Annotated in this window: 10 protein-coding genes; 4 read left to right on the forward strand and 6 right to left on the reverse strand. The window is 49.8% G+C overall.

The window, feature by feature from the left end; all coding sequences use genetic code 11:
• Positions 1–111 precede the first annotated feature (111 nt).
• Positions 112–5,214, reverse strand: coding sequence for a T9SS type A sorting domain-containing protein (locus BGX12_RS08150; RefSeq protein WP_158278204.1), 5,103 nt, complete (start codon positions 5,212–5,214; stop codon positions 112–114).
• Between the two features lie 281 nt (positions 5,215–5,495).
• Between BGX12_RS08150 and BGX12_RS08155 the strand changes: the two genes are divergently transcribed.
• The 3 genes from BGX12_RS08155 (at position 5,496) to BGX12_RS08165 (ending at position 7,872) form a co-directional block, all read left to right on the forward strand.
• Entirely contained in the window at positions 5,496–6,080 is a 585-nt protein-coding gene (locus tag BGX12_RS08155; RefSeq protein WP_109735586.1) for a porin family protein, read from the forward strand.
• Positions 6,081–6,129: 49 nt separating this feature from the next.
• A complete protein-coding gene (locus tag BGX12_RS08160) occupies positions 6,130–6,891 on the forward strand; it encodes an outer membrane beta-barrel protein (protein WP_109735587.1) in 762 nt (253 codons plus the stop codon).
• 144 nt (positions 6,892–7,035) lie between these two features.
• Complete coding sequence (locus BGX12_RS08165) at positions 7,036–7,872, forward strand: hypothetical protein (RefSeq protein ID WP_109735588.1); 837 nt, start codon at positions 7,036–7,038, stop codon at positions 7,870–7,872.
• Positions 7,873–7,902: 30 nt separating this feature from the next.
• Here the strand turns inward: BGX12_RS08165 and BGX12_RS08170 are convergent, their stop codons facing one another.
• The 5 genes from BGX12_RS08170 to fabD form a co-directional block, all read right to left on the reverse strand.
• On the reverse strand, positions 7,903–9,705 hold the full coding sequence (locus BGX12_RS08170; protein WP_109735589.1) for an extracellular solute-binding protein: 1,803 nt from the start codon (positions 9,703–9,705) through the stop codon (positions 7,903–7,905).
• Positions 9,706–9,789: 84 nt separating this feature from the next.
• Entirely contained in the window at positions 9,790–10,611 is an 822-nt protein-coding gene (gene rnc / locus BGX12_RS08175; protein ID WP_109735590.1) for a ribonuclease III, read from the reverse strand.
• Positions 10,612–10,792: 181 nt separating this feature from the next.
• Positions 10,793–11,032 (reverse strand): acyl carrier protein, encoded by a 240-nt coding sequence (acpP, locus tag BGX12_RS08180; RefSeq protein ID WP_073230149.1) that lies wholly within the window; start codon positions 11,030–11,032, stop codon positions 10,793–10,795.
• A 54-nt stretch (positions 11,033–11,086) separates the two neighbouring features.
• Positions 11,087–11,842 carry a 3-oxoacyl-[acyl-carrier-protein] reductase gene (gene fabG / locus BGX12_RS08185; protein WP_233246316.1) on the reverse strand — a complete coding sequence of 252 codons (756 nt, stop codon included), beginning with the start codon at positions 11,840–11,842 and terminating at the stop codon, positions 11,087–11,089.
• Between the two features lie 133 nt (positions 11,843–11,975).
• Positions 11,976–12,896, reverse strand: coding sequence for an ACP S-malonyltransferase (gene fabD / locus BGX12_RS08190; RefSeq protein ID WP_109735592.1), 921 nt, complete (start codon positions 12,894–12,896; stop codon positions 11,976–11,978).
• A gap of 283 nt (positions 12,897–13,179) precedes the next feature.
• On the opposite strand from fabD, the gene BGX12_RS08195 reads away from it, so the two are divergent.
• The gene (locus BGX12_RS08195) at positions 13,180–14,526 is read left to right on the forward strand and encodes an FISUMP domain-containing protein (protein WP_109735593.1); all 1,347 of its coding nucleotides are present in this window, start codon (positions 13,180–13,182) and stop codon (positions 14,524–14,526) included.
• The last annotated feature ends 505 nt before the right edge of the window (positions 14,527–15,031 follow it).

Genomic DNA, 15,031 nt, shown 5'->3' on the forward strand with positions numbered 1-15,031 from the left:
TAAGAAAATTTTAAAGTATTCGGAAGCGTTTCATAGGGCAAATTAAACTCCTGTTTACAAAGATGGCCGCCCTTTCGGACGGCCTATTAAGGAGTAAGTTTTTTTTGAATCCTACTTGACCATCACCTTGGCGGATGCCATCTGGCTTCCCACCTTCAGCTGGACGAAGTAGAGACCAGACTGAGGAACCTTCAGATTCAGGCTGTTGGAGCCTGCAGTTGCCTTGAAGCTACCAGAAGCGATCTTCTTGCCGTTCACCGTAACCAGGGCATAGCTTGCATTAGCGCCAGCCAGGCTTTCGGGGGCATTAAAGCCAACCTTCAGGCCATCGGCCACCTGGGCCACAGCAAAGCCGCTCATCTTGCTGGGAGCGAGGGTGGCGGCAGGTGCCACACGAACCTTGGCTTCGGTTGTATTCTTGGTCAGAGCAACCTTTACAGGTGTACCAGCCATCACTTCCTGAGTCTTGCCATTGATGGTCACGGTCATGGAAAGGCCAGCCTGGTTCAAGGCATCTACACCTTCGAAGCTCAGTTCAGCATCTCTACCGGTTGCAGCAGAGAGTTTCATCGTCCATTCGTATTCATCGGCAACGGTCTTCACGCTCTTGGCGAGCTTATTCTTGCCATCCATAATGGCCAGGCGAACATAGTCACCCATACCCATGGGAGCCTTATTCAAAATTTCCACATTGGCACCTGCACCGATCATATTCCAGGAGTCAGACTTTCCGTTGCGATCCTTCAGTACTGCAAGTACACTCCAGTTCTTGGCAGAAGCCTTGCGGGCGACCCCCTTACGAAGGGCAGTCATTTTTTCGACAACAGTTTCTTCCTTCTTTTCGGAACCGAAGAACGGAGTTGCAGCCACAGTCACCTGGGTCTGATGAGCCACCTGGACCCAGACAGCTTCGTAAGGCTTCAGCACGGTAACAGGATCATAGGCGCCAGTTTCTGCATTCCAGCCACGAACCTGCAGAACGTCCTTATTATTCAGCACGTCTTCCAGATCGATCATCCAACCCGTAGGATTGGAAACCATGTTCCAGCCAGAATAGAGGCTATCCAGATTCCAGACAAATTCACTGGTAGCAGAACCTTCGCGGAGAGCAATGGGTGTTCCTGCGGAGGTGCCATACCAGAAGCCGCGAGTGGCTTCAAAGTCTTCACCTTCGAATGCACGGTACTGCCAGTATTCGCCAATGGGGTTCTGTTCATCCCACCAGTAGATGCTGGTCTTGGATGCCAGATCAGCCAAGTCACCATCAGCTTCAGCCATGGAAATCATCTTCCAGGACTTAGGCGCCATGGCAATTTCTGCCGCAACGGTGTATTCGCCGGCATCAACAGATTCACTTTCAATACCATTGTCAACCACAACCTTCACGGAATGATTACCCAAAGGTGCAGGAGCCAAAACCCATACGTCTTCCAGGACTTCTGTTTCCAGGGAATCTGCAATGAGATACTTCACGCTATCATCGAGAACCACATAAGCGACAGTCTTGATGCTGGGGTTTTCAACTTCAATTACGTAAGCCACGCGAATTGCATTACCTTCACCAGACTGTTCTACGCCCTTTTCAGACATAACCTTCACGCCGGTAGCGACAACCGGGGCGTCGCTGGAACTGGACTCAGGCGGAACATGGCTAGAGCTAGATTCCGGAAGTTCAATTGCAGAGCTGCTAGAGCTAATGGATACAACCGGCAGGGAATCAAACACGGCAACGTACGTTACAGCGCCAGTCACAGTGGAGAATTCCTGATTCCAATGACTAAAGGTATAGGTGTATTCATCGGTATCTTTGCGAGTGGGGTTAATCAAGCCGCCATGGGATGCTGCAGTCTTACCATTTTCGACCCACACCACCACAGGTTCCTGGCCATCGCCCATATCGAAAGACACCTTGAACTTCACATTGGCGGTAACAGTAGTATCACTCTTGACAACCAGAGAAGAGAGACTCCATGAATCCAGCTGGACATCCTCTGCGGACTTATAGGCCGGATGAGTCACCCTGGAACCGTAATCCATCACGACGGTTTCAAGGACAGCACCATCGTAATCCTTATAGGTTACAGTGTACTGCTTCTTAGTAGAATCGTATACTGCGGTATATTCCAGGTCCTTAGCCGGCATGGTTTCGTACTTTTGGCCTTTCCATTCCTTGAAGATATAGGTCATGGAATCATTTTCGGCCTTAACGCCAGCGGTGGGCAGTTCGTAGGCAGTGCCATACTTCACACCGAGAGTGCTGTAAGCTTCAGAACCATCCGGATTCACAAAGGATACGGTATAGACAATGGTATCATATACCGGATAAATATTCAAATCTCTTGTGACATTCTTGTATTCATCAGAATCCCAGCCAACAAACTTCAGACCTTCGACTTCGATGTACTTTGCATTACCGCCCATCTTTTCCAGCTGTTCAGGAACGGGAACGGACTCACCATAACGCATGTGGTCCCAATGATATGCGACCCAAGGCGTTTCAACATCATTTTCTCGATGTCCCCAGAATTTCACCACGTATTCGATGGTATCAAATACAGCGTGAACAACCATATCAGATGTAACATTTTCTAAATCGGCTTCCTTGTCCCACCCATTGAATTCCAGGCCAGCAACAGATGGAGCGTCCGGGAGAACAGCTGCTTCGCCTTCACCTACATACTTTGTATCATAAAGATTTGTTTCTTCTTCATCCAGGAAGAACATGACTGTATATTTTTGAACATCGGTTGTCGGCTTTTCGTTCTTTTTAACAAAACGAGGCAAAGATTCATCTACATCCTTATCGAAATACCACACCATGTCATCGGAAGTTGTAGTAAGCGGTTCATTCAACAAGCTAGCGAAGCTCTTACCTTGCATTTCAGATGCAAGCGCAGTACCATTCTTATTGGCATTATCACCATAAGTACTGGTAGCCCCATTGCGAATGGTATAGGAAATACTTTCCTGAGTTTTCCAATCCGTAATTTCAGAGCCAATACTGCTAATATCACTTTGGGTCAGGAAACCAAAAGCATCGACATCCGTTTCCTCCCCATAATGATAGTTGGAAAGAATCTTGTAACTGGAGGTCAGGCTACCTAAACCCAGCAGATAGCCGACCTTAGTAAGATTCCCGCTACCATTTACCATAATGTCACTTACGCTATAGGTTTTCTGGATAACCATTTTAGCAGTAGTATTTTCATAACGTCCCACAAGGCCACCAACAAACAGAGAGTCCCCAACATACTTGGATTCAGCCTGAACATTGATATTGCCATAGATACCGATTTTTTCGGCATTGTTGATTTCGCGGCAATAGCCGCAAAGGCCACCCAGACGAACGCCCTTCTTTACGGATCCAGCAGGAGCAGATTCCGCCATGGCGCTATATGTAATCAGGTCACCTCTTTTAGAAGTTTCGGAATCCTTAACGGAAACTGCAATGTCCTTGAAGCCAATAGGCTTACCACCACTAGCGCCAAGATACAGACCAACAACACCACCTGCATAGATTTCGTTTAAGCTATCCTCCACGGCAACGCTCCCCGTAAAGGACAATGCAGAAAGGTTAATCCCCTTATTGTCTCCTACGTTCATGGAACCGACAATACCCCCCACAAACAGAGTATCATGAGTCGTCTTAACCTTGGAAACAATCTTTACAGAGGAAGTATCTTCCTTAAGGGCCTTGGGCTCCACAGCAAAGCATGCTGCACCAGCGATACCGCCCATATAAACCTTGGCATGAAGTCCCGATACAGCTACATCGGAACCGGCCAATTCCATGGAGCCCTTGGATACGGACTTTTCAATAGCCAGATAGTCCTTATCCGTAGAAGCACTTGTGCAATTGCTGCTAAAGCCCAGGATACCGCCTGCAAAATAACGATAATTTCCTGCTGTAGCCAAGGAATCCTTGAGGGTAATATCGGCAACACTGCGGGCAATATTGAGCCTAGACTGAGGAAGAACGGAATCGCGGCCAACCAAACCACCTACCGCGATATCATCCAGGGAGGAAGCATTCCCAATTTCGCCTGTAAAGGAGCTGTTTTCCAATTTCAAGACGCAGGTATCTGCTGCAATCGGTGAATTATTTATATAGAGGAGGGAGGAATACCCAACGATACCACCCATGGCACTACCGCCAGAAATACTCGTTTTTTCATCATTTTCGCTAATCACTTTAAGGCCCGTATAGGTATCCAGGCTGGCAAATATCATCCCCACGACGCCACCCAAGGCGGAGCGATGACCGCTTGCATTGTCGCGAACCGTTACAAGAACCGTATCTGCAGTCAAGGATGCGTCGGTCTTTGCCCCATTGCTACGGGTAGACACGCCTGCAATACCGCCCAGGAACACACTGTAGGGCGTAGCAAGATCAACCTTGCCGGATCCAGCATAACCGGTGGTAATAGGCAGAGAGTTGGTAATGGAGATACTTTCTGTAGCACGAGAGTTTGCAACAGTCGAATTGATTGCCAGGCCAGCCACACCACCTGCAAAAGGGGCGTCGATGGTCACATTGGATAGTTTGATGGATTTTACGGAAGCAGAATCCACAATACCTGCCAAAGTTCCTACCGGATAGTAATCCTTGCCATTCTTGCTAGAACCCTTAACGGAAATTTTTACCCCGTCAAAACCTATATTGAGGAAATTGCCTTTCTTAACTTCGGAGATAAATCCCACAGAACCGGTCATTTTTTCGGTTTCATAGCAGAGATTCTTAATGGTATAGCCATTCCCCTGAATTCCCTTACTGTCCACAGCAGGCAAAGGCTTATGGGGATTGACGCACGTCCCGGCTTCGTCAAAACCAGCCAAATCCAGGTCAGAACCCAAATTAAGGTCCGTTACCATAGAGGTGGGGTCAATCCAATTTTTCGTCAAGAGAGTGTTAAGATTTTCCGGAGTATCCTTAAAAGAGGCTACGCAATGGGCCGTGGTAGCTACGGGACCAACACCTGAGGCTAAATAGGTGCCGTAAGCATTGGAATAAGCGCTGTAAGTGACGCCATTCACAGAAAAAGAGCCTTTTACATCCGTACAGGCATAAGCATCCTGAGTCAAGTAATAGGTAGCGTAACCATACCCATAACCACCGACAGAAATGAGATTGTAATATCCACTTCCGTTAACAGCGGATGCTGCACCGGCCAAGAGCAGCAGGGAAGCCCCAATAGTAGACAATCTTAATTTCATAGTATTCCTCATGGAAACAATTTTTTACAAAATAAAGATATGCTTTTTTCCGCAATTTATCACGTGACGAACGTCAAATGATATTCCATTGTGACATGGAACAACCCCCAAAAGCCCCTGCAACCCGCACAATTCCAAACAAATCGCTAATCCATTGAATATCAACAAGTTAGCAGGTTTGAATAATATCACATTTTTGTAACAAATACCTTGCAACCTGCAGGAACTAATATTAAATTGTAAACAGAACTTTAAATATCAACCATCCATCAAGGAAAATTATGTTCAAGAAGATTCTGGTCGCAGCCCTCATGGTTGCTAGCTTCTCTTTCGCACAGCTCAACTTCGGTGCACACGCAGCCCTCAATATGAGCAATTTCTGGGGCGATGACGTTAACGAACCCGAAATGGGAGTCGGTTTCAGCGCTGGTCTCGGCATGAAGCTCTCCTTCCCCCTGCTGCCCATCACCCTGGCTCCGGAAGTCTTGATCGACATGCGCAACGTTGACGCAGGCAACGACGTTACCATCACCGAATGGGCATTGGACATTCCCGTCCTGGTACGTCTTTCCCTCCTCCCCATCCTTTACCTGGAAGCAGGTCCGGTTGTCGCTCTTAATTTGAGCTCCACCGCAGAAGCTGATGGCGTTGAAGTTGACCTGGACAAGCTGGGCATTGAAACCAACACTCTCGAACTGGGCGTAGCTTTCGGTATCGGTACCGGCATTGTTCCCTTCGTGGACATCGACTTCCGCGTAAACCTGGGTCTCACCAGCTGGGCAGGTGTTGATTCCGGCCTCAACAGTACCGAAGATATGGATATGCAGACCCTGCAGTTCGCCCTGGGCGCAACCTACTGGTTCTAATTTTTCCTAAAACTCTCAGATCTTTCCCCAACATCAAAGGAGACTAATAATGATTAAGAAGATCGCTCTCGCTGGTGCTCTCGCAGCAACCGCATCTTTCGCAACTTGGGACAAGTTCCCCGTTCTGGAAAACCACAAGGGCCAGGCCAAGGTTGGCGTGACCTACGACATGCAGGGTGACTACAGCGACCTCGGCATTTATGCAGGCGCTCGCTACACTGTGATCCAGGGTCTGGAACTGGGCCTGAAGATTCCGTTCCGCTTCTACTCTGACTTCGACGGCAACGATCTGAAGCAAGACGGCCTTGGCAACATCCCTCTCATGGTTCGCTACCAGTTCATGCCCGTCATGAACGCATTCGTTGACGTGAACCTCCCGGTTGGTGACGACTCCTACAACGAAGAAGGCGCATGGGGCTTCCACGCTGGTGTGCAGTACTCTCAGGGCTTCGGCATGGTTACTCTCGGTACTGAAGCCGGCTTGACCATCACTACCGAAGGTGACGACGAAGTTTCTCCTCCGTGGAACCTGAACGTCGGTGCAGAAGCTGACTTCACTATCGGCGGCCCCGTTACCCCGTACGTTGGTGCAGATTTGAACGTCCTTCTGGGCGAATACACCCACGATGGCGACGAAATTCCGGGTTCTGACGAAAGCGGTACCCTCGGTCTGTGGATCTACGTCGGTGCTGGCTATGCCATTAACGAACAGATTGGTCTTGACCTCTCCTTCGGTTTTGGCCTGGGTGAAGACTACTACGGCAAAGACACTCCGATGTCCATCGACTTCAACGCTTCTTTCAAGTTCTAATGAACCCCGTTCAAAAAGTCCTTGGCTAGCGTCTTGGGCTTTTTGTTCACAAAAAACTTAAGAAACTTAAGTTTTACAAGAAGCACTCGGCATTAGCCGAGTGCTTTTTCTAATTTGTTGATGTTGGAATTTATGGAGATTCATATGTTCAAGAAAATCGCAATCGTCGCAGCCATGGCTGCAACCGCCTCCTTTGCCACCTGGGACTTCTATCCGGTGCAGGATGCAGGCAAGGCATCCTTCAAGGCAGGACTTTATTACGATGCCGATGACGACTGGAGCCAGGCAGGCCTCAAGATTGGCGCTCGTTTTAGCGTGATCAAGGGTCTGGAAATTTCCTTGCAGAGCTTTGGCTACCAGTTCTGGGGCGAAACCGACTGCGGAGGCTGCGCCAACGGCGGTAACGGTCTTACCGACATGACTCTGGGCGTCCGCTTTGAAGTCGCCCCCATGGTAACCGCATTCCTTGACCTAAACCTCCCCACCGGTAACGATGACTACGATGGTCTTGGCACGACCCGTCCCACCAATGACGAACTTTCCCTCTACATGGGCGCACAGTTCTCCCTGCCCACTGGCGTGAAGGGTTTTGACTTTGGCGCTGAAGGCGGTATCTACTGGGGTTTTGAACACGACAATCACGAACGCGGTCTGGACATCCACATGGGTGCCGAAGCCCGCTACGAAATCCCCACCGTCAAAGGTCTGGCACCTTACATGGGTCTCCAGCTGAAGTACCGCTTGACCGAAAGTGAATACGAAAGGGATAAAGACAACCACGACTACGGCTATGACGACAATGGCACCACCCAGTTCAATCTCTGGCTCGGTGCAGCATTCGCCATTGACCCCATGATTACCGTGAAGGCACACCTGATCTTCCGTAACGAAGATTACGAAGGTGCCAACGACGACGGAAACATCCACCGTATGGATGGCGAAGCAACCGGCGTCTACATGGGCTGCGAACTGTTCTTCTAATTATGACGCAGGGGGCAGAGCCCCCATGCATCATTTAACATCGTAGGCGGGGACGGGCAGGCTTGAGTTTTCCTTCATGGCCTTGTCGAGGGCAGCGGACTTGGCAGGGTCCAACCACCAGTAAACCGGAATAGCGTCTTCGCGGTTGAAGTTGTCCAGTACCTTTTCCGGCATGCCGTAGCGGTTCCAGTACAAAATGCGATGGTGATCGCACTGCCACATGAGAACATAGGGAACGATTTCCGCCAGACGGTTATCCAGCGCCTTCAGGATTTCGTTGCGCTTGGCCAGATCGAATTCCGTCTTCTGCAGGTTAATGAGGCTATCCACCACAGCGTCCTGGAGACCACTCAGGTTGTTGGTTCCCTTCTGATTTGCAGTTTCAGAGGACCAGCTGGCTTCAGGATCGCGAAGGCGACCTGCGCCCCAATTCACCCAGTAGAGGTCAAAGTCGGCATCGTCCAGACGCTTGCGCAGAGTGCTCTGGCTCATCTTCTCGATAGTAGCCACAACGCCAACCTTCTTCAGGTCTTCCTGGAAGAGAGTCAAGTGGCGGAGATCTTCACTGCTAGTGATGAAATTAATCTTGAAAGGCTTACCATCCTTTTCCAGCACACCTTCGGCATTTACCTTATAGCCAGCTTCTGCGAAAAGGGCGCGGGCTTCGTCCGGATTATAACGATACTGCGGGGCATTGGGATTCTGGTTGTTTTCCCAAAGGTCCGGATAGTAGCTGTTCAGCAGGAAGTATTGACCGTACATGTATTTTTCGTTCATGGCTTCACGGTTCATCAGGAGGGACAGAGCCTTGCGAACGCGAACATCCTGATATTCCGACTTACGCAAGTTAATAGCCATACCCTGGAACCCGATAGGTTCCTTGTTGTAGATACGCTGCTTGACGGCCCAACCCTTCTGGACTGCGTCAAAGTCGGTCTGCTTCATCCAGATACTGCTGGTATAAATAGCGTAGGCATTGAAGTCCTGTTTCTTGAAAGCTTCCAGAGCCTTGGTCTGGTCGTTCATAAAGCGATAGCGAATCTTCTGGAAGTTGTACTTACCGCGGTTCCAGTTCTTCTTGAAGCCCCACCAGTCTGCACGGCGGGCCAACTCCACGTAACGATCTTCACGGAAGGTCTTGATCTTGTAGGGACCGCTAACCACAGGGAATTCATAACGAATCTGGTTAAAGTCCTTACCCTGCCAAACATGCTTGGGGAAAGCCAACATACCAGCAGCTTCCCAGAAGTTGCCCCAGTGAGTTTCCTTCGCCACCATCTTGATGGTCTGGGGATCAACCACTTCCGGACGGTCAAAGCGGGAAAGTCCCACCTTGAAAATGGGAGTCAGATTCTTCTCGTCCATGATGACGTCGTAATAGAACTGGATGTCTTCGGCGGTAACGGGCTTTCCGTCACTCCACTTGGCGCGGGTATCCACATGGAAGGTAAAGGTGCGACCATCCTCCCCCACAGTCCAGCTGTCAGCCAGAACGCCCACTTCGCGGTCTTCCGTGGTGTGGAGGGAAACTAGCGGTTCGTACATCATGCCCATCAACTCTGCGGAGAAACTGTTGTAGTCTTCCCACATGTTAAAGGACTTGGGCATGGCAGATCCCCACAAGGTAATGGCACCGCAGGGGCGAGCATCCTTACTGGCAATGGGGTCAAACTCGCCCGTTGCTTCGGGATCGTCCGCAATAGCCGGGCAGTCCGCTTCGGAAACAGCAGCAGAATTCTTCTTGGAAGAATCCTTGGAATCATTGCAGGCGGCAAGGCCAAAAGCGAGAGCCGTTACAACGGCAACGCTCAATACGTTCTTATAAATCTTCATAGTTCGTCTCAAATAAAAAAACACTGGATTGCCACGCCGCTTCGCTCCTCGCAATGACGGCGGGCTTGTATAAAGCGCAATCCATTAAGGCAACCCTGCGTGGCGGGCAACCGGTTTTACCTTCACCGGCGCAGGCTTATTCGCTTCTTCTGCAGCCGTAGCCGCATCTTCGGCCAGGAGCATTTCCAGGCTGACACGGGCGGCTTCCTGTTCGGCAGTCTTCTTGTTGGGACCAACCCCACGACCATAAGTCTTGTCATTGATATGGACTTCCGTGGTGAATTCCTTCTGATGTTCCGGACCGGTTTCACCGATTAGCACATACTCCGGAGAAGTACGGCGCTTGCCCTGCAGGTATTCCAGAAGGGCGCTCTTGTGGTTCACGAAATCGTTGGCGACGATAATGTCCTTGATGCGGGGGAAGTGGAACTTGTTCAGGATGGCACGGACTTCTTCCAGACCACCATCCAGATACACGGCGCCAAGAACGGCTTCGTAGGCGTCCGCCAGAATGGTTTCCTTGCCACGACCCGACATTTTCATTTCAGCCTTGCCGATACGGATGTACTCGTCCAGGTCCCATTCCTTACTAGACTGGGCACAGGCATGGCCAGACACGATGGCACTCTTGCGCTTGGACAAGTCACCTTCAGGATCGTTGGGATAATTGCGGTACAAATACTCGGTGGTCAGCATGTTGAGCACGGAGTCACCCAGGAATTCCAGACGTTCGTTGTTGTTCTCGTAGGGCAGGTCCTTGCCCATGAGGAAAGAACGGTGGACCAGGGCGTGAGCCAGCAGTTCCGGATCCCTGAATCTGTACCCAAGCTTCGCCTCAAGCCCGCCTTCGGACTTCTGGCGAAACCAGAGTTTTAAAACCTTATGCAATAAGTTTTCGTTTTCCAAATGTTACTCCTATTCATGCGGATACTACCGCCTGTGATAAAGGGAAAATTAAAAAATTAACGTCACTTCGTTTAGGATAAAACAGCCGATGCCGAAACAAGTTCGGCATGACGCTCAAAAAAAAACGGCCCCGGTTTTATACCGGAGACCGTTTTCAATTCCTTAGAATCGAGAGACTTAATTAAGCCTTCTTGGATTCGATGAAGGCGACAACGTCAGAAACCTTCTGGAACTTTTCTGCGTCGGAGTCGAGGATTTCGACTTCGAATTCGTCTTCGAGAGCCATAACCAGTTCGACGCGGTCGAGAGAGTCTGCGCCGAGGTCGTTGCTGAATTCGGATTCAGGCTTCACATCTTCAGCCTTAACTTCGAGCTTGGCAACGATAACGTCGGTTACCTTCTTAAAAATTTCTTCGTTCATTTGATACTCCATTTTAGGATTTTAGTGTTTGAGTTTAAATTTAGTAAAAAAATCTTATGCGTTCAAGCCCCCGTCAACGCCCAGTACCTGTCCGGTAATGTAGGATGCGTCGTCGGATGCCAGGAATGCAACAGCCTTGGCCACGTCTTCCGGGTTACCAATACGCTGCAGAGGAATGCTTGCTGCGTACTTTTCCTTGGTAGCGTCGTCCATCTTGGCAGTCATGTCGGTGCCAATGAAGCCAGGAGCAACAGCGTTCACGGTAATGCCGCGGGAAGCGAATTCCATGGCGTTGGACTTGGTCATGCCGATCACGCCAGCCTTGGCACCGGCATAGTTAGCCTGGCCTGCCTGACCGCGGATAGCGTTGATGCTGGTAATATTGACAATGCGGCCTGCGCGCTTGCCCATCATGGTGCGAGCCACGGCGCGGGTGCAAAGGAACACGGAACGGAGGTTGGTCTGGATGACGGCGTCGAAGTCTTCGTCCTTCATGCGCATCAGGAGACCATCGCGGGTAATGCCAGCGTTGTTCACGAGAATATCAACGGTGCCCATGTCAGTGATGATCTGCTTGAACACGTTCTGCACGGTTTCGGAGTTGCCCACGTCGCAAGCATAGCTCTTGACCTGCACGCCCAGTTCGGCGCTCAACTGGTTAGCCAAGTCTTCCTTGACGGAAGTGGAAAGGATGGCAACGTCGGCACCTTCGCGTGCAAGTTCTGTAGCGATGGCCAGACCGATACCACGGGAAGCACCAGTAACGATGGCTTTCTTACCTGTAAGTTTACCCATTTGATAGTTCCTCATAAATTAAAAGTTTAGCAGTCAGGTGCGAGGTCGGTCGCCTTCGGCTCCCTTTGAGGTATGAGGTTAAAGCCTAACAACCTCAAAGCGAACGTAGTGAGCGACCTCATGCCTCAAGGCACGAAGTGCCGACCTATTAGCCCTTCAGGGCTGCAAATGCTTCGATGGTTTCGACGGGGGTGACCTTCACGTCGCGGCTGATCTTGCGCATGAGACCCATGAGAACCTTGCCGGAACCCACTTCAACACCCTGAGTGACACCCAGAGAGATAGCCTTGTTCATGCAGTCGTTCCAGCGGACCGGGGACACCAGCTGGCGGACCAGCAGGTCTGCAATTTCCTTGCCGGAGGTGACAGGTTCAGCAATCACGTTAGCGATGACCGGCTTAGCCACATCGTTGAAGGTAGTCTTTGCAATAGCTTCGGCGAGACCCGGCTGAGCGAACTGCATCAGCGGAGAGTGGAAAGCGCCGGACACTGCCAGAGGAATGGCCTTGATGCCAGCAGCACCGCAGTTTTCGCAGAGCTTGGCAACGCCTTCCTGAGCACCAGACACGACGATCTGGCCCGGGCAGTTGATGTTGGCGGGAACCACAACCCCTGCATCCTTCACGGATTCGCAGAGTTCCAAAATCTTGGATTCTTCCTGGCCCATGATAGCGGCCATGGCACCGGGGTTCTTGGAACCGGCAGAGGCCATGAGTTCGCCGCGGGTGCGGACCAGGCGGAGACCGTCGGCAAAGCTGAAGCCGCCGGCAGCGTAGATTGCAGAGTATTCACCCAGGGAGTGACCTGCAACGTAGTCAAATTCAAAACCTTCGGACTTTAGGAGTTCCATGACCATTGCGGACACGGTGAAAAGTGCGGGCTGAGTATTGTCAGTGCTCTTGAGAACATCTTCCGGACCTTCAGCCATAAGCTTGGACAGAGAGAAGCCGAGAATTTCGTCAGCTTCCTGCATGATCTTCTTAGCAGGTTCAAAAGTAGAAGCGAGAGTCTGGCCCATACCGACGTACTGTGCGCCCTGGCCAGGGAAAAGAAGAATAGTCTTGGACATTGTTATTTCCTTAGTGTAAACAACGACTTGTAATATACGTCACAAAATTACAAAAATCATACCGCAAACAGGAGGGTCAAGTTCAAATTCAATGATATAAAAAGGTGTCTAAAGACTTACGTCACCAAAAAGGCTATCTCTTTGAGCATCAAAGGATTAAGCGCATCAGAACAAGGTCAAGGATTTTATATTTTACGCAAAACATCATCGGGACGGGCCTAGCCCTGGAGCCTTTTTGTTGAAAGTTTATATCTTTTTTTCTGGGAATAAATTAGGAGAACATATGAAAAATTCTTTTCCGAGTGTCATTCTGAGCGTAGCGAAGAATCTAGCGATGTTGTCTATCGCCGCGATCATGCTTATTGCCTGCGGTGGCGATAACGGCTCTAGCGCCAAGGACGAAGATTCCTCTAGCAGCGTTGCTGACGAGGAAAAATCCTCCTCTAGCACCAAGAATGGCTCCTCTAGCGATAAGGAATCCTCCAGCTCTGCTAAGGAATCCTCCAGCTCGCAGAGCAAATACGTCTGCGACATTTACACCTTGGCTGACGCATTGAGCTGTAAGTGTGACGAAAATCGCGAAGGCAAGCTTTCTTACAACTACGACAGCAACGTGGAGCTGGTCTGCATCCATGACGCCGAACTGAACAAGTGGGGCTGGATCGTCAAGAAGGACGAATCTTCTTCCTCCAGCGAAGCCAGGAGCAGCTCCAGCTCTGCAAAGAGCAGCAGCTCTTCCAGCGTCATCCTGAGCTCATCGAGCGAAGTATCCAGTAGCTCAGTCAAGAGCAGTTCTTCTGTTGCTTCGAGCTCTAGCGCTAAGTCTTCCTCCAGCTCGGTGAAGTCCTCTTCCAGCTCAGCCAAGAGCAGCAGCTCTAGCGCAAAGTCTTCCAGCTCTAGCGTGAAGGTCTCTTCTAGCAGTAGCGAATACGTGCCGTTTGATCATAAAAAATACTTAGCTCCTGAAATGACTGTTGGCCCTGATAGGTACAAACAGTTTACCGATTCCCGTAATGGCCGTAGCTATTACTACATCACTATTACCGGAAAGGATACCAGCGGTAATGCCAATTCTGTGACCGTCATGGCAGAAAATTTGAACATCGGTGAAATGATTCGTGGAAGGAAAAATCAAGAAGACGACTCAAAAATCGAACGTTACTGCTATGATAATGACACTACCAATTGCGACAGGTATGGCGGCCTGTACCAGTGGGCAGAAATGATGGACTTGCCCAGCGAATGCAATACAAAGAGCTGCGCAGATCAGATTAAGGAAAATCACCAAGGAATTTGCCCGACCGGTTGGAGATTGCTGACCTACAATGATATGTATACAATTGTAAATGCTGATGGAAATAAATATGGCATTGAAGGTGTTCGTGCAATTCCGTTTGGTGGCTATAATACCACAGGCTACTCCTTGGTTGGCGCAGGATACCTGTGGAATTCCGTATTCAAAAATGTTGATTCCATAACATACTGGTACTATCCAGAAGAGGATGTGGTTGAAGAATCGTCTCCTGTTGGCGCAAAAGCTTCGGGAACTAGTGTTTCTGGTACAGATTTTATGTTTTATGCTCAGTATAAAACACAGGGTATGTCCGTCCGTTGTGTAATGGTGGAATAGTCCCCAACTCCTAATAAACAATTCCAAAAAAAATAATCTATAGGGAACCCTCCATAGAGGGCTCCCATTCCCAAGTTTAAACAATAACGACGCACGTCGTGCGTCCCAAGGCTAATCTCATGTCTAAATAGCGTGCTAAACGAGCGTCGCAAAATCAAGTTCACTTGATTTTATGACCGAGTGACGCCGCTAACGCCGAAGGCGTTCAATGAACGAAAACTCCCGTAAGTCCTCCAAGAACACCTCTTCCAAGGCTAAGAAATCCTCCAAGAAAAATTTCAAGATTGAAAATCTCGAACCCCGTTTGCGCTAAGCGCCTCCCGCTGCGGCTCGGATATGAAAACAGACTTGTCTGTTTTCGCATCACTCGCCTTGTCGGTAGTGATGATGGATGCCGCCTCCGGATTCAGGGTGGAAAAACTGGATGCTTACGTAGAACAATTTGAAAGTCTGTCTGCGACAATCGGTGATGAAGTTACAAAGGCTATTGATTCCATTTCAAGCT

It is taken from the genome of Fibrobacter sp. UWR4 (genome assembly GCF_003149045.1).
Taxonomy (GTDB): Bacteria; Fibrobacterota; Fibrobacteria; order Fibrobacterales; family Fibrobacteraceae; genus Fibrobacter.

What these genes read in the sequence shown, in the direction of transcription:
- BGX12_RS08150 (WP_158278204.1), bottom strand. Translation starts at nt 5,214, where the DNA reads ATGAAATTAAGATTGTCTACTATTGGGGCTTCCCTGCTGCTCTTGGCC.
- BGX12_RS08155 (WP_109735586.1), top strand. Translation starts at nt 5,496, where the DNA reads ATGTTCAAGAAGATTCTGGTCGCAGCCCTCATGGTTGCTAGCTTCTCT.
- BGX12_RS08160 (WP_109735587.1), top strand. Translation starts at nt 6,130, where the DNA reads ATGATTAAGAAGATCGCTCTCGCTGGTGCTCTCGCAGCAACCGCATCT.
- BGX12_RS08165 (WP_109735588.1), top strand. Translation starts at nt 7,036, where the DNA reads ATGTTCAAGAAAATCGCAATCGTCGCAGCCATGGCTGCAACCGCCTCC.
- BGX12_RS08170 (WP_109735589.1), bottom strand. Translation starts at nt 9,705, where the DNA reads ATGAAGATTTATAAGAACGTATTGAGCGTTGCCGTTGTAACGGCTCTC.
- acpP (WP_073230149.1), bottom strand. Translation starts at nt 11,032, where the DNA reads ATGAACGAAGAAATTTTTAAGAAGGTAACCGACGTTATCGTTGCCAAG.
- fabG (WP_233246316.1), bottom strand. Translation starts at nt 11,842, where the DNA reads ATGAGGAACTATCAAATGGGTAAACTTACAGGTAAGAAAGCCATCGTT.
- fabD (WP_109735592.1), bottom strand. Translation starts at nt 12,896, where the DNA reads ATGTCCAAGACTATTCTTCTTTTCCCTGGCCAGGGCGCACAGTACGTC.
- BGX12_RS08195 (WP_109735593.1), top strand. Translation starts at nt 13,180, where the DNA reads ATGAAAAATTCTTTTCCGAGTGTCATTCTGAGCGTAGCGAAGAATCTA.